Source organism: Pseudomonas sp. MS15a(2019), from assembly GCF_013277805.1.
Classification (GTDB): domain Bacteria; phylum Pseudomonadota; class Gammaproteobacteria; order Pseudomonadales; family Pseudomonadaceae; genus Chryseomonas; species Chryseomonas benzopyrenica.
In genome coordinates this window covers 255,055-276,464 of the sequence record NZ_VBTN01000014.1, presented here as the reverse complement: position 1 = coordinate 276,464, position 21,410 = coordinate 255,055, and the positions used below count along the sequence as shown (strand labels likewise).

The 21,410-nt window shown below is 66.3% G+C and carries 17 protein-coding genes, 1 tRNA gene and 1 rRNA gene; 13 read left to right on the top strand and 6 right to left on the bottom strand.

Translation table 11 applies throughout. The features are described 5' to 3' along the window. Positions 1-205: 205 nt before the first annotated feature. Positions 206-321 (top strand): 5S ribosomal RNA (gene rrf, locus FEZ61_RS21230). Between the two features lie 491 nt (positions 322-812). On the opposite strand, the gene mksF is transcribed toward rrf, so the two are convergent. Genes mksF through mksB form a run of 3 tightly spaced genes read right to left on the bottom strand, consistent with a single transcriptional unit; the run spans position 813 to position 5,528 of the window. After that, positions 813-3,614 carry an Mks condensin complex protein MksF gene (gene mksF, locus FEZ61_RS21225; RefSeq protein ID WP_173150378.1) on the bottom strand — a complete coding sequence of 934 codons (2,802 nt, stop codon included), beginning with the start codon at positions 3,612-3,614 and terminating at the stop codon, positions 813-815. After that, positions 3,611-4,276 (bottom strand): Mks condensin complex protein MksE, encoded by a 666-nt coding sequence (mksE, locus tag FEZ61_RS21220; RefSeq protein WP_173150376.1) that lies wholly within the window; start codon positions 4,274-4,276, stop codon positions 3,611-3,613. The genes mksF and mksE overlap by 4 nt, the downstream gene beginning before the upstream one ends. Next, positions 4,266-5,528, bottom strand: a complete 1,263-nt coding sequence (gene mksB / locus FEZ61_RS21215) for an Mks condensin complex protein MksB (RefSeq protein ID WP_017641145.1) — start codon at positions 5,526-5,528, stop codon at positions 4,266-4,268. The genes mksE and mksB overlap by 11 nt, the downstream gene beginning before the upstream one ends. A 171-nt stretch (positions 5,529-5,699) precedes the next feature. Here mksB and FEZ61_RS21210 point away from each other — a divergent pair, with 171 nt between their 5' ends. Beyond that, complete coding sequence (locus FEZ61_RS21210; RefSeq protein ID WP_173150374.1) at positions 5,700-6,530, top strand: energy transducer TonB; 831 nt, start codon at positions 5,700-5,702, stop codon at positions 6,528-6,530. Beyond that, positions 6,527-6,979: a ribosomal protein S18-alanine N-acetyltransferase gene (rimI, locus tag FEZ61_RS21205; RefSeq protein WP_017641143.1), complete on the top strand. Its 453-nt coding sequence runs from the start codon at positions 6,527-6,529 to the stop codon at positions 6,977-6,979. The genes FEZ61_RS21210 and rimI overlap by 4 nt, the downstream gene beginning before the upstream one ends. 14 nt (positions 6,980-6,993) lie before the next feature. Here rimI and FEZ61_RS21200 read toward each other — a convergent pair whose 3' ends face one another. Next, a complete protein-coding gene (locus FEZ61_RS21200; RefSeq protein ID WP_068385117.1) occupies positions 6,994-7,527 on the bottom strand; it encodes a hypothetical protein in 534 nt (177 codons plus the stop codon). Between the two features lie 127 nt (positions 7,528-7,654). Here FEZ61_RS21200 and otsB point away from each other — a divergent pair, with 127 nt between their 5' ends. After that, entirely contained in the window at positions 7,655-8,413 is a 759-nt protein-coding gene (gene otsB / locus FEZ61_RS21195; protein ID WP_173150372.1) for a trehalose-phosphatase, read from the top strand. A gap of 1 nt (position 8,414) precedes the next feature. Further along, on the top strand, positions 8,415-9,866 hold the full coding sequence (gene otsA / locus FEZ61_RS21190) for an alpha,alpha-trehalose-phosphate synthase (UDP-forming) (RefSeq protein ID WP_173150364.1): 1,452 nt from the start codon (positions 8,415-8,417) through the stop codon (positions 9,864-9,866). 422 nt (positions 9,867-10,288) lie between these two features. On the opposite strand, the gene FEZ61_RS21185 is transcribed toward otsA, so the two are convergent. Then, positions 10,289-10,365: transfer RNA gene (locus tag FEZ61_RS21185), tRNA-Met, on the bottom strand. A 109-nt stretch (positions 10,366-10,474) separates the two neighbouring features. Then, the gene (locus tag FEZ61_RS21180) at positions 10,475-11,389 is read right to left on the bottom strand and encodes a MurR/RpiR family transcriptional regulator (RefSeq protein WP_173150362.1); all 915 of its coding nucleotides are present in this window, start codon (positions 11,387-11,389) and stop codon (positions 10,475-10,477) included. A gap of 230 nt (positions 11,390-11,619) precedes the next feature. Here FEZ61_RS21180 and iolC point away from each other — a divergent pair, with 230 nt between their 5' ends. The 8 genes from iolC to FEZ61_RS21140 all read left to right on the top strand — a co-directional run bounded on the left by iolC (position 11,620) and on the right by FEZ61_RS21140 (position 21,285). Beyond that, a complete protein-coding gene (iolC, locus tag FEZ61_RS21175) occupies positions 11,620-13,557 on the top strand; it encodes a 5-dehydro-2-deoxygluconokinase (protein ID WP_173150360.1) in 1,938 nt (645 codons plus the stop codon). A gap of 25 nt (positions 13,558-13,582) precedes the next feature. After that, positions 13,583-14,485, top strand: a complete 903-nt coding sequence (gene iolE / locus FEZ61_RS21170; RefSeq protein WP_173150358.1) for a myo-inosose-2 dehydratase — start codon at positions 13,583-13,585, stop codon at positions 14,483-14,485. Between the two features lie 12 nt (positions 14,486-14,497). Further along, positions 14,498-15,313 carry a 5-deoxy-glucuronate isomerase gene (gene iolB / locus FEZ61_RS21165; RefSeq protein WP_173150356.1) on the top strand — a complete coding sequence of 272 codons (816 nt, stop codon included), beginning with the start codon at positions 14,498-14,500 and terminating at the stop codon, positions 15,311-15,313. Between the two features lie 48 nt (positions 15,314-15,361). Beyond that, complete coding sequence (locus FEZ61_RS21160; RefSeq protein WP_173150354.1) at positions 15,362-16,861, top strand: CoA-acylating methylmalonate-semialdehyde dehydrogenase; 1,500 nt, start codon at positions 15,362-15,364, stop codon at positions 16,859-16,861. A 13-nt stretch (positions 16,862-16,874) separates the two neighbouring features. Further along, the gene (gene iolD, locus FEZ61_RS21155; protein ID WP_173150352.1) at positions 16,875-18,812 is read left to right on the top strand and encodes a 3D-(3,5/4)-trihydroxycyclohexane-1,2-dione acylhydrolase (decyclizing); all 1,938 of its coding nucleotides are present in this window, start codon (positions 16,875-16,877) and stop codon (positions 18,810-18,812) included. A gap of 43 nt (positions 18,813-18,855) precedes the next feature. Further along, positions 18,856-19,866, top strand: a complete 1,011-nt coding sequence (locus FEZ61_RS21150) for a Gfo/Idh/MocA family oxidoreductase (RefSeq protein ID WP_173150350.1) — start codon at positions 18,856-18,858, stop codon at positions 19,864-19,866. Positions 19,867-19,908: 42 nt separating this feature from the next. Further along, a complete protein-coding gene (locus tag FEZ61_RS21145) occupies positions 19,909-21,003 on the top strand; it encodes a Gfo/Idh/MocA family oxidoreductase (protein ID WP_173150348.1) in 1,095 nt (364 codons plus the stop codon). Between the two features lie 111 nt (positions 21,004-21,114). Next, positions 21,115-21,285 carry a hypothetical protein gene (locus FEZ61_RS21140; protein WP_173150346.1) on the top strand — a complete coding sequence of 57 codons (171 nt, stop codon included), beginning with the start codon at positions 21,115-21,117 and terminating at the stop codon, positions 21,283-21,285. Positions 21,286-21,410 lie beyond the last annotated feature (125 nt).

Genomic DNA, 21,410 nt, shown 5'->3' with positions numbered 1-21,410 from the left:
GAGGCGTTGAGCTAACCGATACTAATTGCCCGTGAGGCTTGACCATATAACACCCAAACAATCTGACCGCAGGTCAGAGCGTGAGGAAGACGACGCCGAAAACGGCGCGTGGGTTCGCAAGACCCAAGACGAGTTGTCTACTTCGATCACCGACCCAATTGGGCCAGCCAGGTAAGCTTCAACGCCTGGCCAGCCAACCGAATTGCTTGACGAACATAGAGCATTGGAACCACCTGATCCCTTCCCGAACTCAGAAGTGAAACGATGCATCGCCGATGGTAGTGTGGGGTTTCCCCATGTGAGAGTAGGTCATCGTCAAGCGCCTAACACCCAGCACCCCCGCTCAGTTCACTCTGGCGGGGGTGTTGTCTTTGGGGTCGGAAAAGTTTGGCTGGACGCCAAGGCACTTGGGCCGATAGCCCTGCCAGCGGAAGCCGGGCAGTCATGCGGCTGAGGTTGCCCTCACCCTAGCCCTCTCCCGGGGGGAGAGGGGACGGGGGCGGTGCGGCTGAGGCTTGAGCTGTGCTTGCTGCATCAGGTGCGGCTTGAGGTCTGCAAGAGCACCGACAGCCCGGCTACGCCGGGCTGTCGTGTTTGAAGCGCAGCAAGGGGCCGGTGTAGGTTGGCGCTGAGCGTAGCGAAGCCAAACGATCAGGTCTGCTGCAGGGATCAAGCGCACTGCGGCGGAGCGTCGAGGAGGCGAGGTTGGCTTCCAGGTGTTGGGCTTCGCTAGGCTCAGCCCAACCTACGACAGCGTTATGCGAGCAATAAAAAGCCCGGCGTGTGCCGGGCTTTTTGCGTTCTGGAAGGGCTCAAGCGGGGTCGGGCAGGGCCAGGTCGCGTTTGGCGATGTACTTCCAGTCGGCTTCGTCGATGTAGATACCGCCGGGGCCGCTGCCACCTTCGAGGTCGATGGCAACCTGGGCGCTGACCTGGGGTTTGACGCTGGCCAGGATGGGCACGAAGCCCAGTTGCTGGCTGGTCTCGATCAGGGCCTGCTGGTTGCGTTCGTCGATGTCGGCGGCTTCGTCCAGGTAGTAGGGCAGGCGGATCTTGGCGGCCTGCTCCCGGTCCATCAGGTGCAGCAACAGGTACATGTTGGTCAGCGCCTTGATGGTCATGGTGGTGCCATTGGACGCGGCGCCGTCGATGTCGGTGTGCAGGATCGGCTGGCCGCCCTGCTTGGTGATCTCGAAGGCCAACTCGAAGAGGTCCTTGAGGCCGAGCTGGTTGCCGTTGGCGGCCACCAGGCGTGCCAGGTATTCCTTGGCGTCCTCGTTCTTCTGGTCCTGGCTGCTGTCCTGGGTGAGATCGAACACCGAGAGGGTCTCGCCTTCCTCGTACTGACCCGCGCTGTGGATGATCTGGTCGATGTGCTTGAGCGCTTCCTTATTGGGCGCCAGGACAATGCGGAAGCTTTCCAGGTTGGAGACCTGCTTGCGGTTGATCTCGCGGTTGAACAGCTGCAGCTGGTGTTCCAGGTTGTCGTAGTCGCTGCGGATGTTTCTCAGGGTGCGGGCGATATCGGTGACGGCGGCGCGGCGGGCCTTGGCCAGGGTCAGGGCTTCGTCCTGGCGATGGGCATAGGCATTGACCAGCAGCTGCAGGCGACGCTCGGGGTCTTCCTCGTTATCGAACTTGGCGACACCTTTGAGGCGGACCTGGGCATAGAGCGCCTCGATCTGGGTGTCCGCGCGCTGCAGGGCCTGCCAGGTGTCCTGGTAGTCGTTGAGCAGCGGCAGCAGGTTCTCCAGGGAATCGTCCACCGCTTCCATGAAGGGCGTGCCCTGGGGCAGGTCGGTGGGCAGCAGCTGCCGGCGGCGCAGGGCGTCGGCCAGGGTGCGGTCCTTGGCTTCCAGGTCGGCCAGCTGGCGGCCGATCAGCTGCAGCTTGGCAGAGAGTTGCTGGACGCGTTCGGTGAAGGCGTCACCAGCACGCCTCAGTTCGTCCTGAGCGGCTTCCAGCTGGGCCAGCTGTTCGAGTTTTTCGTTTTCTTCGGCGCCGAGGGTCTGGCAGCGGCGGAAATCTTCCAGGGCCTTCTGGGCATCCAGGACCTGCTGGTAGAGGGCTTCGGCCTGGGCCTTGCTGGCCTGGCGGTCAAGGCTGACGCCCTGCTGGGCCTTGAGTTGCTTGAGTTCGCGCTCCAGGCGGTCCTTCTGGTCGCGCAAGGCGGTACGGTCGGCCAGGGCCTGCAGGGTGGGCGGCTCGATCCCCGAAAGGTCGAGGGACAGGCCCGGCAGTTCGAGGTGATCGCCCTGAAAACGTGCCAGGATGCCTTCGAAGGTCTTAACCCAACTGCCGTCTTCGGCCAGTTCGACGCCTTTGGGGCCGAGTGGCAGGCTGAACAACTGGCCGTTGAATAGCCGCATCAGGCGATCGACGTCGGCTTGGCTGAATTCCTCGCGCAGGCGGGCGTAGCTGTTGTTGTCGGCGTGATCGAGTTGCTGACGAATACCCTTGAGGCGCTGTTCCAGTTCGCGGACGCGCTGGTCGAGGTCTTCGCTGCTGAACTGACGGGCCTGGGAGAGGGCGCCGGCCAGTTCGTCGTGGGCGTCTTTGGCCGCCAGCAGCTGAGCTTCCAGGGGCGCGGTGGAGTCTACCAGGGCGAAGCGGTGCTTGAGCTGGGCCAGGTCGGCGAGCCAGCGTTGCAGGCTGCTGATCTCGCGCTCGCGACGCATCAGCTCACTGGTGCCGTCACGCTGGCTCTGCTGCAGGCCGTCCTGTTCCTGGCGATAGTGCTCGGTCTGGGCCAGCAGCTCGTCGCGATGGTCGATCGCGTAGTGCTGCCAGGTGCCGAGCAGGCTGTCGAGCAGGGGCGAAAGGCGATGCAGCTTGCCTCTCAGGTGATCGCGCTGTTCGACGCCCTTGGCCAGGGCTTCCACCAGCGGGCCGGCGGCCACCAGGGACTGGTAGTCCTGCTCCATGCGGCGCACGTCGCGGAAGGCTTCCTCGCAGGCGGCGATGTAGTCGACGCTGCCGGATCTCAGGCTGTGCTCGAAGGCGTCGAGAAACAGCTGCTTGAGCTTGGCGGCGGTAATCTCGCGCATGTGCAGCAGATTGATGAACAGGGCGCGGAAGGTCTTGAGACTCTGTTCGCTGGTGGATCGGAGCGGAATCAGGGTCAGGTCCAGCGGAATGCTGGTGTGGCCGCCGACCAGCAGGCGGCGCAACTCCTCGGGTTTGACCTCGTAGGCCTTGAGGCCGGCACGCTCCAGGCTGGCGAAGAGTTCGCGCTGGCGCAGGCAGGCACCGTCGCGCTGGTAATGGGCCAGGTCCAGTTCGCCGGCATAGGCGAAGAACTGGTGACCGAAGCCGCCCCCCGGACCGCGACCGGCCACGCCGATGACGTGGGGGCCGTGGGCCAGGCGCAGCTCGATGAGGATGTAGCTGGTGTCGGTGGCGAAGTAGAACTTGCGCGACTGCTCGTTGCTGTACTTGCCGAAGCTCATGTCGGAGAGCCGCGCCAGAATGGGAAATTGCAGGGCGTTGATCGAGGCGCTCTTGCCCAGGTTGTTGGCCCCATAGACCGACAGCGGCTGTTCCAGCGGGAAGAGGCCGAGGCTGTAGCCGGCGGTATTGAGCAGGGCGAAGCGGCTGATGCCGTAGCGGATCATAGGTCGAACTCCCGTTCTGCGGCGATGGCGCGGGCCAGGGCGGCCTCTTCGTCATCCTCGTCGGCGCTCTCCTCGTCGCTGGCCAGGGTCGGAGCCGGCAGCGGCAGGTCGCTGGCATGCAGGCCGGCGGCGGCCAGGTCGCGGTCCTGCTGTACGGTCAGGCAGACATCCAGGAAACGGTGCATGGGCGGCAGGAAGCGGTAGGTGCCGTTGCTGTCCAGGGCGAAGCCGAGCTGGGTCAGGCGGCGCAGGATCTTTTCCTCCAGTTCTTCCTGGGTGGTCACCTCGGCCTGCAGGAAGAGATCGCGGTACTTGTCCAGCAGCGCCGGCAACTCGTGCCGACCCAGGGTGCCGCCGTCGAGCACGGCCAGGGGGTCGCGGCCCTGGTCGGCCAGGTGCTCGACCAGGATGAAGGTGAACAGCGCCAGACGCTGGGCGGTCTTGTTGACCTGGGCGCCCATTTGCTCGGGGACGAAATAGTAGAAGCCGCGTGGATCGCAGACCAGTTCGAAGCCGAGTGCGCGGAACAGGGCGCGGTACTGGTCCTGCAGCTGGCTGAGCTGGGCGTAGCTCTCGGGCTCGCTGCGGGACAGGTGATAGCCCTTGAACAACTCGCGGAAGATGGGCGCGAGCTGGGTCATTTCATTGAGATCAAGTTGCATGGGCGTCGCTCGCGAGAGATCGGGCGGTCAGGGCGTAGGAGCATAGGCTGACGCGGTGTTCGAGGGTGTCGTAGTGGCGCCGATCCAGCCGCTGGCGCTGGAAGCGCGTATCCCGGGACAGGCGCGAGAACCAGTAGAGCAGCTCGTCGGTGTCGCCGGCCGGCTCCTGTTCCAGCAGCCAGGCCATGAGGTCGGGCAGCGGCAGGGCGTCCTGGCAGAGATCGAGCATCTCGCGGGCGGTACGGGGCGCGGCCGGGCGTTCGCTGTCACGCGGGCGACTGGTCTGGCTGGGGAAGCGCGCCGGCTTGGGCTCGAAGCGGGCCAGGGCGTAGACATAGCTTTCCACCTGGGCGGTGGTGCCGAGGAAGACGCTCTGCGGCCGGCTGAACAGCGGCAAGGCGGCCTGGGGCACGGCGTCGAGACCCTTGCGGCGAATGGTGGCCAGGGCCAGGGCGGCGCCGCGGGTCACGGCGTTGTGCCGACGCGCTTCCTCGCGCAGCGGCAGCAGCAATTCGCGGGCGCGTCTGAGCGCCAGCTGGGCGGCGTTGTGCATCTCCAGGATGCGCGCCTGGGTGCGCAGTAGCAGGTCGTCGTCGACCAGCTGGCCTAGGCGCTGCTGTTCGCCCAGCAGGTGCAGGAGGACCTGCTCGACGCGATGCACCCCACGCTCGAAGGCGCCATCGGCGGCCACCAGCTGGATCATCGGCTCGACGTATTCGTCCCAGGTGGCCAGCACCTCGGCATAGCGTTGGCGCAGGGGAATCTGGCGGTCGCTGGTCTTGGCGCGTTCGGCGACGCCTTCCAGGGCATGGCCATCGTTGGCGAGCTTCTTGAGGACGTCGCGCACGCGCATGTCCAGCAGGCGCAGCTGGCGAACGAGATCGGGGCCGTCGCGGTTGTCGAAGGCTTCGCGGATGTGGCCGGCGAGGCGTTCCAGGTGGCGCAGGTAGGCCTCGATTTCCAGGCACAGGCCCAAGCGGTGTTCGCGCCTGAGGTAGCCGAGGAAGTCGTGGATCTGGCCATTGAGTTCGAAGCGGTTGGGGCTCTTGGCCACCGGCACCAGGATGTCGAGGCGGATCCAGGTGTCCAGCAGGGCCGTCAGGTCGGCCGGCGTGCGCTCGGGCAACTGCTCGGCGAGGCGGGCGCGCAGTTCGGCCAGGCCCAGGGTACCGCTGTCGAAGTGGGTGCACAGCGGGTCGATGAGGTGCCAGTGTTCGGCAAGGGTACGCAGGACGCGTTTGGGGTCGATCATGGCGGGGACCGCACCAGACAAAAGCGCCATTGTACTCCAGACGCCAGAGCCTTCGATGTGACCGCGGTGGGACCGATGGGCAGGGCGGCCTTTCGATCCGCGGCGATCCGCGCGACAATGCCGCCCCGCATAATCCCGCCGCGTAACAGCGCAGGCTCTTAGGATCCGCCCATGTCCGACCCCACCCCTTCCACCAGCCCCTCGCTTGCCGCCGAGGCGCGTCGTCGCGCCTATCTGCAGGCGTTGCAGCTGGATGTCTGGGTGCCGCGCACGGTGTTGCCCTTCGCCGCGCCTTCGCGCCCGGAAGCCCTGTGGGTCGAGGAGCCGGAAGCGGCGCCTGTCGTGGCTCGGGTGGTACGCCCGGAGCCGGTGGCCAAGACCGCGCCGGCCGCTGCGGTAGCCGAGGCACCGCGGGCGAATCGGCCGCGCATCGAGATCCCGCGACCTGCGGCGTTGAAGCCGGCTGCGCCCCCCGTGGCCGAGCCGGAACCGGAACGTGCGCCGCCGCCAGCGCGGGAGCCGGCGCCCCGTTTTGCCTTGCAGTTGTTGCAGGCCGGGCGCTGCCTGCTGCTGCTGGAGTTGCCTACCGGCGATACCCTGGAGGTGCGGGATCCGGCCTACCTGCTGCTCCGGGATCTGCTGCGCGCTGCTGGCCTGCCGGATACGCCACGGATCGTCAGCGAAGAACCCATTCGCTGGCCGCTGCTCAACAGCGGTCAACTCGACCAGGGGCCGGCCGCGGCCTGCGAATTCGTGCAGAGCTTCGTCTCGGGGCACCAGGAGCGCCTGGGCGAGGGCCTGGGGCTCTGGCTGATCGGCGGCGCGGCGCGGCGCTGCGGTGGCGTCGAGGATGCGCAGCTCACCGGTGTGGAACAGGACACCGCCCTGGGACCGGCCTGGCTGGTGCCAGGGCTGGATATCTTGATGGAAGAGCCGGCTGCCAAGGCCAGGCTCTGGCAAGCCATGCGCCCGCAGCGGCGCCGCTGGATGGAACAGCAATGAACGATGCGGTGAGCTTTCGGCGGATGACCGAAGCCGATCTGAACACGGTATTGAAGATCGAATATCAGGCCTTCAGCCACCCCTGGACCCGCGGCATCTTCCTGGATGCGCTCAAGTCCTACGACTGCTGGGTGATGACGGCCGGCGAGCAGCAGGTGGGGCATGGAGTGATCAACGTCATTCTCGACGAAGCTCATCTGCTCAATATCACCATCAAGCCGGAAAGCCAGGGGCGCGGTCTCGGTCTGCGCCTGCTGGAGCATCTGCTGCAGGAAGCGCGCAAGGCCAAGGCCAACGAGTGCTTTCTGGAGGTGCGCGCCAGCAATCAGTCGGCCTACCGGCTGTACGAACGCTATGGCTTCAACGAGATCGGCCGCCGGCGGGACTATTATCCCGCGGTCGGCGGCCGGGAAGATGCGCTGGTGATGGCCTGTACGCTGCTCGACTAGGCCGTCAGCGGTTTTTAGTGATCGGCGCGTTTTTCGTCCAGATCCAGACTGGTGTCACCGGCGAGGTCTTCGTCGTTGGCGTCCAGATCGGCGTAGCGGGCGTCCCGTTGGGTTTCGGCTTCGTTGGGCTCGTCGGCCTCGCCGTCCCACGCCTGGCCGTCCAGGGGATGGCTGCGACCCAATTCGGCTTCGTCCTGGCCCGAGCCGCCGCCGATGTCCGTGTCTTCGACCACGCTCAGCTCCTTGTCATTGGGCCAGGCATCGCCGTAGTCGGTCGGCGAACGGGCGCCGGTCTCGTCCAGCAGGGTTTCCGGACTGGCGTCGTCCATGGTCGGTTGATGATCCAGGGTTTCGCCACCGGTCATGCCGGCCTGGCGCACGCGCTCCTCGGGGAATTGGCCTTCATAGTCGCGCTCGTCCATTTCGTCGCCGATGCGACCACCGCGCTCGTCCTTACGCTCGCTGAAGTCGAGTTCGCGCATGTCGCCCATGCGGTCCTGGATGTCATCGATCTCTTCGGGGGTCTTGGTGATGTCGGGCTTGTTCATGGTGGTCTCCAAAGGCAGGGCTGCTAGAGCATCTCCCTGAATCCGACTACGCGTCGGCAAGGGGAATTCCTCGGCACCGCCGGAAGGTGTGAACGAACCATACGGTGACCCGGCAGTCGTACCTTCCATGATCGACCTCGACAGCCTCACCTCATCGGGCCAGCCACTGGCCTTCTTTTTCGATCTGGATGGCACCCTGGCAGAATTGCAGCCACGTCCGGAACAGGTTTTCATTCCCGCCGAAACCCTTGCTGCCCTTGAACAGCTGGCGCGCCACCATGGCGTCGCCGTGGTCTCCGGGCGGCCGCTGGCGGAGATCGACGGATTCACCAGGCCGCTGCAACTGCCGGCGGCTGGCGTCCATGGCGCCGAATGGCGCGATCCCCAGGGCGAGATCCATCGGGTGACCCTGGACGCCGCGGTACTGGCGCAGGTCGGCGCCCGCCTGGAAGCGGCCCTGGCCGAACATCCGGACCTGCTGCTGGAGCGCAAGAGCGTGGCCTTCGCGCTGCACTATCGCCAGGCGCCGGACAAGGAGTCCCTGGTACGCGAACTGGCCGAAGGCATCGCGGCCGACCATCCCGAATTCAAGTTGCAGCCGGGCAAGTGCGTCTTCGAACTCAAGCCCGCTGCGGCGAGCAAGGGCGAGGCCATCGCCCGTTTTCTCGAACTGGAACCCTTTGCCGGCTGCCTGCCGGTGTTTCTCGGTGACGATCGTACCGATGAAGAGGGGTTCACTGTCGTCAATGCGCGAGGCGGTCTGACCGTCAAGGTAGGAGAGGGGGAGACGGTCGCCAAGACCCGCCTGCCTTCGGTGGAAGCGGTAGCCCTCTGGCTGCAGCAGCTGAGCCGTGACCTCGCGCCACATTATAAGCAAGGAGATTAGGATGAGCCGTTTAGTGGTGGTATCGAATCGGGTGGCCCCGATCGAGGAAGGCAAGGCGACCGCGGGTGGTCTGGCAGTGGGTGTCCTGGATGCCCTGCGCAAGTCGGGTGGCATCTGGTTCGGCTGGAATGGCGAGACGGTCAAGGAAAACGGGCCGGCCAAGACCCAGACCAAGGACAACATCGACTACGTGACCTTCGGCCTGACCAAGCGCGACTACGACCACTACTACCGCGGCTTTTCCAACGCCACCCTCTGGCCGATCTTCCACTACCGGATCGACCTGGCGCGCTACAACCGTGAAGAGTACGACGGCTATCGGCGCGTCAACATGGCCATGGCCGAACGCCTGAAGCCGCTGCTCAAGCCCGATGACATCATCTGGGTGCACGACTACCACCTGATCCCGTTCGCCGAAGCCTGCCGCATGCTGGGCATTCGCAACCGCATCGGCTTCTTCCTGCACATTCCCTTCCCGGCGCCGGAGATCCTCACCGCCATCCCGCCGCACAACGAATTGCTCAAGACCCTGTGCTTCTATGACCTGATCGGCTTCCAGACCGACACCGACCAGCTGGCCTTCCAGGACTACATCACCCGCGAGGTGCGCGGCGTGCTGGAGAAGGACGGCAGCCTGACCGCCTACGGACATAACTTCCGGGTGGGCGTCTATCCTATCGGTGTGATGCCGGACGTCATCCAGAAGCAGGCCGAGTCCTATCGCACGCGGCGCCAGTTCATCTCGCGCAGCATCGAGGGCGTGCCCTACAAGACCATCGTCAGCGTCGACCGCCTCGACTATTCCAAGGGGCTGGTGGAGCGCTTCCAGGCGTTCGAGAAACTGCTGGAGCATTTCCCCGAGCATCACCGGGCGGTGCAGTTCGTGCAGATCGCGCCTTCGTCGCGGGCGGACGTGGTCTCCTACCAGAACATCCGCCGTCAGCTGGAGAGCCATGCCGGTCATATCAATGGCCATTTCTCCGAACTGGACTGGACGCCGATCCGCTACCTGAACAAGAGCTACGACCGGCGCACGGTGATGGGACTGTTCCGCTCCTCCGACGTCGGCCTGGTGACGCCGCTACGCGATGGCATGAACCTGGTGGCCAAGGAATACGTGGCGGCCCAGGACCCGGAAAATCCGGGCGTGCTGGTGCTGTCGCGCTTCGCCGGTGCGGCGCGCGAACTCAATTCGGCGCTGATCGTGAATCCCTATGACCATGTCGGCATGGCCGAGGCGCTGGACCGGGCGCTGCGCATGCCGCTGGAAGAGCGCAAGTCGCGCTACGAAGACATGATGCGGGTGATCCGCCAGGCCGACCTGGCCTCCTGGCGCGACAACTTCCTGCGCGACCTGCGGGCCTTCAGCTCCAAGTCGCTGGTGCAGTCCATCGACACCCAGGACGCGGCGGCTGAAGAAGAGGTGGAGAGCAAGCAGAAGGTCGCGCTGTAAGCTTCTCGCGCGGTGAGGGAGCCCGGCCTAGGCCGGGCTTTTTCATGGGGCGTGGATGAGGTTTGGTTGTGAAGGGGCCCTCGCCCTAGCCCTCTCCCGGGGGGAGAGGGGACGAAGAGCGGTGCTACCTGTGGCTTGGGTCTGCTTGTGCGGGGGCGGGCAGGCTGTCCAAAGGGGGAGCGGCGGGGCCCTCACCCTAGCCCTCTCCCGAGGGGAGAGGGGACGAAGAGCGGTGCTAGCTGTGGCTTGGGTCTGCTTTTGCTGGACTTTTCCGTGGGCGGGAAGGCTGTCCGGGGGGAGAGCGGGGCGGGGCCCTCACCCTAGCCCTCTCCCGGAGGGAGAGGGGACTAAAAGCGGTGCCGCGGTGGGCTTTTTCGTGGGCAATAAAAAAGGGTCAGCTTACGCTGACCCTTGGAAATAGGTGGTGGCTACGCAGGGACTTGAACCCCGGACCCCAGCATTATGAATGCTATGCTCTAACCAGCTGAGCTACGTAGCCATCCGAGGCGCGCATTATTGGCAAGGCGCCGGTGGCTGTCAAGCCTTCCGTTCAAGAAATTTCTGTTTGTCGATCAAGCGTTTGCGCGGCCCTGCCGGGACTTGCTCGGCTAGTCGTCTTCGTCCAGCGGCAGCTGGATCTCGTCCATCTTCAGCTCCAGGCGATAGCCCAGGGCCAGGAACAGCGCCTGGCACAGGCAGAGGGTGGCGCTCAGCGACCGGAAGGCGAAGGCACTGCCTTCGTTGACCAGCAGCAGGGCATCGGCGCGCTTGGCCAGGGGCGAGAGATTGCTGTCGGTGATGATCAGCGTCTTGGCCTTGTGGTGCTGGGCGATGCGCACGCACTGCTGACTTTCCTTGCCGTAGGGGCTGAAGCTGATGGCGATCAGCAGGTCGCCCTGGGCGATGCTGCGCATCTGCTCGCGATAACCGCCGCCCAGGCCGGTGATGAGGTGGATGCGCTTGTTGGTGTGCTGCAGGTTGTAGACCAGGTAGTCGGCCACGGCGAAGGAGCGGCGCACCCCCACCACATAGATGTTCTCGGCGTTCACCAGCAGGTCGACGGCCTTGTCGAAGGCGGCGTCGTCCAGTTCCTCGCCGAGTCGATCCAGGCCCGAGCGGGTGGCGTTGATGCACTCGCGGGCCAGATCGCCGCTGCTGGCGCGCTGGCTCTTGTTGGCGATCATGCTGCGGATGCGCTGCTGGTAGTTCTGTACCGGCGTGGTCTTGTGGGTGTAGGCCTCGCGAAACAACGCCTGCATCTCGCTGAAGCCCTTGAAGCCGAAGCGCTGGGAGAAGCGCACGATGGCCGAGGGATGCACCTCGCACTGTCCGGCGATGTCGCTGATGCGATCGACCATGACCCTGTCGCTCTGCTGGCTGACATAGGCGGCCACCCGTTTCAGCTGGCGTGGCAGGGCCTCGTAGTCGCGGGCGATGCAGGTCAGCAACTGCTCGACGTTGCCGGGCGGGTCGGCCAGCGGCGCGCTGCTGAGGGGGTCGTCGGCCGGGGAGTCGGAGGACATGGGCTATCTCGCGGTAGGGAGTCTTGTGCCGGCAACTTAACCCATTCGCCGGGCGGCGTCGAAGTGGGGCGGCAGGCGCAGTGTACGCCATTTATGGAAATTAAATTCCATAAAATCACATGTGGAAAATTTGTTGATTTGTCCGCGGTGTCGTTCTAGCCTGAGCTCACTCACACGTTCGGCCCCTCGGGTCCGCGCGGTTGGCCGATAACAATAAGCAGGAGCCACCCATGGGTGATCATTTCTTCGCCAGCGGGCGCCAGTTGGACGTCATCTGCCTGGGGCGACTGGGCGTCGACCTCTATGCGCAGCAGATCGGGGCGCCGCTGGAAGACGTCAGCAGCTTCGCCAAGTACCTGGGGGGATCCTCCGCCAACATCGCCTTCGGCACCGCGCGCCTGGGGCTGAAGTCGGCGATGCTGACCCGGGTCGGTGACGACCACATGGGCCGCTTCCTGACTCGGACGCTGGCGCAGGAAGGCTGCGACACCCGCGGCATCCAGGTGGATCGCGAGCGCCTCACCGCCCTGGTGCTGCTGGGCATTAAGGATCGCGAGACCTTTCCCCTGGTGTTCTATCGCGAGAATTGCGCCGACATGGCGCTGGGCGCGGACGACATTGACGAGGCCTTCATCGCCAGCGCCAAGGCGCTGTTGATCACCGGTACCCACTTCTCCACCGAGGGGGTGTTCCAGGCCAGCAGCCGGGCGCTGGACTATGCCGAGCGCAACGGCGTGAAGCGGGTGCTGGACATCGACTACCGCCCGGTGCTCTGGGGGCTGACCGGCAAGGCCGATGGCGAGACCCGCTTCATCGCCAGCGCCGAGGTCAGCGCCCATGTGCAGCGCATCCTGCCGCGCTTCGACCTGGTGGTGGGCACCGAGGAGGAATTCCAGATCGCCGGGGGTAGCGAAGACCTGCTCACCGCCCTGCGCCGGGTGCGCGAGGTGACCGCGGCGACGCTGGTGGTCAAGCTCGGCGCCCAGGGCTGCACGGTGATCCACGGCGCCATCCCGGCGCGTCTCGAGGAAGGCGAGATCCATCGCGGCATCCGCGTCGAGGTGCTCAATGTGCTGGGCGCGGGCGATGCCTTCATGTCCGGCTTCCTGCGCGGCTGGCTGACCGGTGGCGACGATGCCGAATGCTGCCGGCTGGCCAATGCCTGCGGCGGGCTGGTGGTGTCGCGCCACGGCTGCGCCCCGGCCATGCCGACCCTGGCCGAGCTGGACTACCTCAACAACAGTCCGGTGCCCATTACCCGGCCGGACCTCGATCCCGTGCTCACTCGGCTGCACCGGGTCAGCGTCCGCCGCCGCACCTGGCAGCCGCTGTTCATCTTCGCCTTCGATCACCGCTACCAGCTGGTGGAGAGCGCCCAGCAGGTGGGCGCCGACCCGGCGCGGATTCCGGCGCTCAAGCAGCTGTTCGTCCAGGCCATCGCCGAGGTCGAGCAGGCGCTGGCGGGGCAGGGCGTGGCCGCCGACGTCGGGCTGCTGGCCGACGAGCGCTTCGGCCAGGACGCCCTGAATGCCGCCAGCGGCCGTGGCTGGTGGATCGCCCGGCCGGTGGAGTTGCAGAACTCGCGGCCGCTGGCCTTCGAGCATGGCCGCTCGGTGGGCAGCACCCTGCTGAGCTGGCCGAGCGAGCAGATCATCAAGTGCCTGGTGCAATTCCACCCCGATGACGAGCCGCTGCTGCGCCTGGAGCAGGAAGCCCAGCTCAAGGGGCTGTACCAGGCGGCCCAGGCCAGTGGTCATGAGCTCCTGCTGGAGGTCATCCCACCCAAGAACCATGCCTCCAGCCGGCCGGACGTGCTCTATCGCGCCATCAAGCGGCTGTACAACCTGGGCATCTACCCTGACTGGTGGAAGATCGAGGCCCAGCCGGCCGGTGTCTGGCAGCAACTCGACGCCCTGATCGCCGAACGCGATCCCCATTGCCAAGGCGTAGTGCTGCTGGGCCTCAACGCCCCGGCCGAGGAACTGGCCGAAGGCTTTCGTCAGGCCAGTGCCAGTACCCGCTGCCGCGGCTTTGCCGTGGGCCGGACCATCTTCGGCCAACCGAGTCGGGCTTGGCTCGCCGGTGAGATCGACGATGCCGGGCTGATCGCCCAGGTGCGCGCCACCTTCGAATTCCTGATCCAGGCCTGGCGCGCCGCTCGCGCCTGATCGCTATCCAATGAGTAGGGCTGACATGACTGCACAACAACAACAACTCAAGATCGGCATCAATCCCATCTCCTGGGCCAACGACGACCTGCCGGCCCTGGGTGGTGACACCCCGCTTGCGACCATCCTGCGCGAGGGCAAGGAAATCGGCTTCCAGGGCTTCGAGCTGGGTGGCAAGTTTCCCAGCGAATCCAGGGCGCTGGGCGAGGTGCTCGGCCAGCACGACCTGGAACTGGTGTCCGGCTGGTATTCCAGTGGTCTGGCGCACCGTGAGGTCGAGGCCGAGATCGAGGCGATCCGGCCGCATTGCCGGCTGCTGGCCGAGAACGGCGCCAGGGTGCTGGTCTATGGCGAGGTGGCCGGGTCGATTCAGAGTCAGCGGGTGCCGCTGATCGAACGGCCGCGCTTCCACAACGACGCCGCCTGGCAGGCCTATGCCGAGAAGCTCGATCGGCTGGCCGCCTTCACCCTGAGCCAGGGCGTGCGCCTGGCCTATCACCACCACATGGGCGCCTACGTGGAATCGCCCGAGGACATCGCCCGGTTGCTGGCACTGACCTCCCCGGACGTCGGCCTGCTGTTCGATGCCGGTCACTGCTACATGGGCGGTGGCGATCCCTTGAGCGTGCTGCAGCAACACATCGACCGGGTCTGTCACGTGCACTTCAAGGACGTGCGCAAGGACGTGGTACAGCTGGCGCGCAACAACCAGTGGAGCTTTCCGGACTGCATCCTCAACGGCACCTTCACCGTGCCGGGGGATGGCGACATCGACTTCTCGGCGCTGCTCAAGGTGTTGGTGGCCGCCGGCTATTCAGGCTGGCTGGTGGTGGAAGCCGAGCAGGACCCGGCCGTGGCGCCGGCCTACGAATACGCCAAGAAAGGCTACGACCATCTGCGCCAACTGGTGGCGCAGGCCACTGCCTGAGGAGGAACTGCGATGAATCTGCTCGTCAAAGCCGACCGGAGCGCCCGCGACATCGTCAATGTCCCGGACGGTGCTCTTGACTACGTCGGCTTCGCCGCCCACCGCCTGCAACCGGGGGAATCCCTGCCGGTGGTGGCGGGTGACCTGGAAGTCTGCATCGTGCTGCTCAGCGGCGGCGCCAGTATCGAAGGCGGGCATCCGCAACTGGGCGACTTCGCCTGGCGCGGACTGGCCGGTCGCCAGAGCGTCTTCGAGGACGTCTCGCCCTATGCCGCCTACCTGCCGCCCGGCAGCGAGGCGCGGGTGACCGCCGACAGCGCCGCTGAAGTGGCCGTCTGCACCTCGCCCGGCAATCCGGCGGTGGCAGACCGGCTGCCACCGCGGCTGATCGAGCCGGCGAGCATGCAGCGATCCACCCGTGGCAAGGGCGCCAATACCCGTTATGTCTGCGACATCCTGCCGGATACGGTGGCGGCCCATTCGCTGCTGGTGGTGGAGGTGCGCACTCCATCCGGGCATTCCTCCAGCTATCCGCCCCATCGCCATGACCGCGACAACCTGCCTTCGGAAAGTCTGCTGGAGGAGTCCTACTACCACCGTATCGATCCGGGGCAGGGGTTCATCTTCCAGCGCGTCTACACCGACGAGCGCGACCTGGATCAGGCCATGGCGGTGGAAGACCACGACGTGGTGCTGGTACCGCGCGGCTATCACCCGGTCAGCGTGCCCTATGGCTATGAGTCCTATTACCTCAATGTGATGGCCGGCCCCAAGCGCGTCTGGAAATTCCACAACGATCCGCAGCACGAGTGGCTGCTGGAGCGGTAAGTCCCCCTTTATCAGCCGCACGGCGGCTCAGACACAAGGATGCAGCACATGAGCGAAACCCCCGTCATCGGGCATTACATCAACGGCGAGATCGTGGCCCAGGCCGAGCGTTTCAGCGACGTCTTCAATCCGGCCGAAGGCGTGGTTCAGGCACGGGTCGCCCAGGCTACGGCGCAGACCGTGGGGCAGGCCGTCGCGGCGGCCAAGGCGGCCTTTTCTGCCTGGTCCGAGCAATCAGCCTTGCGCCGTTCGCGCATCCTGTTCCGCTTCAAGGAGCTGCTCGACCAGCACCACGAGGAACTGGCGGCGCTGATCACCCGCGAGCACGGCAAGGTGCTGTCCGACGCCATGGGCGAGGTGACCCGCGGCATCGAGGTGGTGGAATTTGCCTGCGGCGCGCCGCACCTGGCCAAGACCAGCTACAGCGATAACATCGGTGGCGGCATCGACAACTGGAACCTGCGCCAGCCGCTGGGTGTGTGCGCCGGCATCACCCCCTTCAACTTCCCGGTGATGGTGCCGCTGTGGATGATTCCCATGGCGCTGGCCACCGGCAATACCTTCATCCTGAAGCCCTCCGAGCGCGATCCGTCCGCCAGCCTGCTGCTGGCCGAGCTGCTCAAGCAGGCCGGCTTGCCCGATGGCGTGTTCAACGTGGTCCAGGGTGACAAGGTGGCGGTCGACGCCCTCCTGCAGCATCCGGACGTGGAGGCCATTTCCTTTGTCGGCTCCACTCCCATCGCCGAATACATCCACCAGGAAGGCACCCGCCGCGGCAAGCGCGTCCAGGCCCTGGGCGGTGCCAAGAACCACATGATCGTGATGCCCGACGCCGACCTGGACCAGGCCGCCGACGCCCTGATCGGCGCCGGTTTCGGCTCGGCCGGCGAGCGCTGCATGGCCATCTCCATCGCCGTGGCGGTGGGTGAGGTGGGCGATGCCCTGATCGAGAAACTGCTGCCGCGCATCGATGCCCTGCGGGTGCGCAACGGCGTGGAAGCCGATGCCGACATGGGGCCGCTGGTGACCGGGCAGCACAAGGCCAAGGTGGAGGGCTATATCACGAAAGGTGTGGAGGAGGGTGCCAAGCTGCTGGTCGATGGCCGCAACTTCAAGGTGCCCGGCGCCGAAAACGGCTTCTTCGTTGGCGCCACCCTGTTCGATGGCGTGACTCCGGAAATGACCATTTACAAGGAAGAGATCTTCGGTCCGGTACTGGGCATCGTGCGGGTGCCGGATTTCGCCAGCGCGGTGGCCCTGATCAACGCCCACGAATTCGGCAACGGCGTCTCCTGCTTCACCCGCGACGGCGGCATCGCCCGCGCCTTCGCCCGCACCATCAAGGTGGGCATGGTCGGCATCAACGTACCCATCCCGGTGCCCATGGCCTGGCATTCCTTCGGTGGCTGGAAGAGATCGCTGTTCGGCGATCACCACGCCTATGGCGAGGAAGGCCTGCGCTTCTACACCCGCTACAAGAGCGTGATGCAGCGCTGGCCCGACAGCATCGCCAAGGGCGCCGAATTCAGCATGCCCACCGCCAAGTGACCGGGGAGAAGCCATGAGCACCCAACGTCTGACCATGGCCCAGGCCCTGGTGAAATTTCTCGACAACCAGTACCTCAGCGTCGACGGCGTGGAAACCAAGTTCATCGCCGGCGTCTTCACCATCTTCGGCCACGGCAATGTGCTCGGCCTCGGCCAGGCGCTGGAGCAGGAGGCCGGTGACCTGGTGGTGCACCAGGGGCGCAACGAACAGGGCATGGCCCATGCCGCCACCGGCTTCGCCAAGCAGAAGCTGCGTCGGCAGATCTATGCCTGCACCTCCTCGGTGGGTCCGGGCGCGGCCAACATGCTGACCGCCGCGGCCACCGCCACCGCCAACCGCATCCCGCTGCTGCTGTTGCCCGGCGACGTCTATGCCAGTCGCCAGCCCGATCCGGTGCTGCAGCAGATCGAGCAATTCCACGACCTGTCGATCAGCACCAACGATGCCTTTCGCGCGGTGAGCAAGTACTGGGATCGCATCAACCGCCCCGAGCAGCTGATGAGCGCGGCGATCAACGCCATGCGCGTGCTGACCGATCCGGCCGAGACCGGCGCCGTGACCCTGGCGCTACCCCAGGATGTCCAGGGCGAGGCCTACGACTATCCCGACTACTTCTTCGCCAGGCGGGTGCACCGCCTGGATCGCCGGCCGCCGGTGGCCGCCGCCATCGAAGACGCGGTGCAGCTGCTCAGGCGCAAGCGCAAGCCGCTGCTGATCTGCGGTGGCGGGGTGAAGTATTCCGGTGCCGCCGAGGCCCTGCAGCGCTTCGCCGAGCGCTTCGAGATTCCCTTCGCCGAGACCCAGGCCGGCAAGAGCGCCATCGTCTCCAGCCATGAACTCAATGTCGGCGGCCTCGGCGAGACCGGCTGCCTGGCTGCCAACCTGCTGGCCCGGGAAGCGGATCTGATCATTGGCGTGGGCACCCGCTACACCGATTTCACCACCTCCTCGAAGTGGCTCTACCAGCATCCCGAGGTGGAATTCCTCAATCTCAACGTGGCCGCCTTCGACGCCGGCAAGCTCGACGGCCTGGCCGTGGTGGCCGATGCCCGCGAAGCCCTTGGCGCCCTGACCGAGGCCCTGGGTGCCACCGACTACCGCGCCGGCTGGGGCGGCCAGGTGGGAGCGGCGCGCGAGCGCTATCGCCAGGAGGTGGAGCGGGTCTATGCGCTGGGCTACACCGGCGCCGACTTCGTGCCGGAGATCGACGACGACCTGCCGCGCGCGGTGCTGGAGGAATTCGTCCGCCTGACCGGTTCGTCCCTGACCCAGAGCCAGGTGCTCGGCCGCCTCAACGCACGGCTGGACGACGACGCCATCATCGTCGCCGCCGCCGGCAGCCTGCCCGGTGACCTGCAGCGCGCCTGGCGCAGCAAGGGGGTCAATACCTATCACCTGGAATACGGCTATTCCTGCATGGGCTACGAGATCAACGCTGCCCTGGGCGTGAAACTGGCCGAACCGGAGCGCGAGGTCTATGCGCTGGTCGGCGACGGCTCCTACCAGATGCTGCACTCGGAGCTGGCCACCTCCATCCAGGAACGGCGCAAGATCAACGTGGTGCTGCTCGACAACATGACCTTCGGTTGCATCAACAACCTGCAGGTCGGCCATGGCATGGGCAGCTTCGGCACCGAATTCCGCTACCGCAACCCGGAGACCGGCCGGCTCGACGGCGACTTCGTGCCCGTGGACTTCGCCATGAGCGCCGCCGCCTACGGCTGCAAGACCTATAGCGTGCGCACCCTGGAGGAGCTGGAAGCGGCCCTGGCCGATGCCCGTCGGCAGACGGTTTCCACGCTGATCGACATCAAGGTGCTGCCCAAGACCATGCTGCACGGCTACCTGTCCTGGTGGCGGGTCGGCGGCGCCGAGGTCTCCACCAGCGAAAAGATCGCCGCCGTCGCCCGGGTGCTCAGGGAAAAAGCCGCCCAGGCCCGCCAGTACTGAACGCCGCTCACTCCACAACAAGTCCAAATCGGAGAATGAAGTCATGACCTTGAACATCGGTGTCATCGGGACCGGCGCCATCGGCCGCGAACACATCCGCCGCCTGAGCCACACCCTGCTGGGCAGTCGCGTGGTGGCGGTGACCGACATCAACGCCGAACAGGCCGCCCGGGTGGTCCAGGAGCTGGGCATCACCGCGGAGGTCTATGCCGACGGCCATGCGCTGATTGCCGCGACGGACGTCCAGGCGGTGCTGGTCGCCTCCTGGGGGCCGACCCACGAGGAATACGTGCTGGCCGCCATCGCCGCCGGCAAGCCGGTATTCTGCGAAAAGCCGCTGGCGACCACCGCCGAGGGCTGCCGGCGCATCGTCGAAGCCGAGCAGGCCCAGGGCAAGCGCCTGGTGCAGGTGGGCTTCATGCGGCCCTACGACGCCGGCTATCGCCAGCTCAAGGCGGTGGTCGACGCCGATCGCATCGGCGCGCCGCTGATGATCCACGCGGCCCACCGCAATCCCACGGTGAGTGAGCACTACAGCACCGACATGGCCATCACCGACACCCTGATCCACGAGATCAACGTGCTGGCCTGGCTGCTGGACGATCACTATGTGTCCGCCCAGGTGGTCTTTCCGCGCAAGGCGCCGGCGGCGCGCGAGCACCTGCGCGATCCCCAGGTGGTGCTGCTGGAAACGGCCAAGGGCGTGCGCATCGACGTCGAGGTCTTCGTCAATTGCCAGTACGGCTACGACATCCAGTGCGAGATCGTCGGCGAGCGCGGCATCGCCCGCCTGCCGGAGCCGACCTCGGTGCAGCTGCGCAGCGAGGCGCGGCTGTCCAACGAGATCCTCATGGACTGGAAGGACAGATTCATCGCCGCCTACGACGTGGAACTGCAGGCCTTCATCGACGACCTCGCCGCCGGCCAGCTGACCGGGCCGTCGTCCTGGGACGGCTACATCGCCGCGGTCACCGCCGATGCCTGCGTCAAGGCCCAGGACAGCGGCGCCATCGAGCCGGTGACCCTGCCCAGCCGACCGGCCTTCTACGACTAGGTCGCCCGCGGGGATGCGTTGCCTGCAGGGGAGGCCTCGGACGTGAGAATCGGACTGGTCGGCTACGACGGCCCTGGGCGCCTGCTGCAGGCGCCGCTGATCGCCAGCACCCCGGGCGCCCAGCTGGTGGGGGTGGTGACCGGCTCGCCGGCGCCAGGCGCCGAGCTGAGCAGGGCCTATCCCGGCGTCACCGGCCATCCTGACATGGCCGGGCTGATCGCCGCCGGGGTGGACAGCCTGGTGATCGCCACGCCTCTCGGCGAACGGGCGGCGCAGGTGCGGGAGGCCTTGCAACAGGGTCTGCCAGTGGTCTGCGCGGCGCCGCTGGCGAGGACCCTGGCAGAGGCCGAGGAGCTGCTGGCGCTGGCCGAACGACGCGGCGTCCCGCTCTGCGTCCATCAACCGCGCCGCTGGGATTCGGATCTGCTCACCCTGGCCCGCCTGCTGCGCGAGAAGCGCCTGGGCCGGGTACGCCTCTTCGAGTCGCGCCTGCAACTGACGGACCTGGCCGCGGCGGGCCTGGGCACCGAGGCGGGCTTGCTCCTCGAACTGGGCAGCCATCTGGTAGACCAGGCGCTGCTGCTGTTCGGGCCGGTCGAGCGGGTCTATGCCGAGGCGCAGTTCCACCGTGGCGATCCCGCGCGGGAGCGGGAATTCTTTCTGTCCCTGCGCCATCGCTCGGGGGTGGTCTCGCACCTCTCGGGCAGCGGCCTGCAGTGCTGTCCGCAGCGCCTGCGGGTGGTCGGCGAGCGGGGCGTCTACAGCGTCGATGGCCTGGATGGCCAGGCCTCGGCCCTGCGCCAGGGGCGTACCCCGCGCAGCGAAAAGGCCAGCTGGGGCGCCGAGGAGCATCAGCGCTGGGGCTGGCTGAGCGTGGGCGAGGAGCGCGCGCGGGTGCCCAGCGAACGGGGCCGCTGGGATCTGTTCTACGAGGGCTGGCTGGCGACCCTGACCCAGGGCGCGCCCTTGCCGGTCACGCCGCAGGAAACCCTGGCCTGCCAGGCGATTCTGGAGGTGGCGCGGCAGAGTGCCCGTACGGGTGAAAGCCTGGCGGTAGAGGGCCTCGCAGAGGCGACGGAGCGGTCGCGGGCAGGTGCCCAGGGGCGAGCGCGGCGGTCATTCGTACATGTCGAATGAAATTTCTATTTCTCTCTTGTTGTGGAATTAAATTTCCAATAGAGTCGAGAGCAGTTGCAGAAACGAGTCACCAGGGCCGTGCGCCCCGACAACAATAATAGGTGCCGTCACATGAACCACTCCACGCATTCCTTCCGTCTCACCGTCGCCACCGTGCACCGCCTCGAGGCGCAGCGTCCCTCCCGTCTGCTCGCCTTGCTCGGCCGGCTGTTCTGCCACGAGCGCAGCGGCGCCGTGCTCTGCGCCTCGCCCGGCGCCGCGGTGCTCTACCGCCCGCACTGATTCCCGAGTCTTTCCGGCGTCCGCCCAGGCTCCGCCCGGTTCACGACCGCGCGGCGCCCGAGGTGCGCCTGGCCGTTGCGCTCGCCTGATCCCCTCGCTGATCGTCACCCCACGAATGGAGCCTG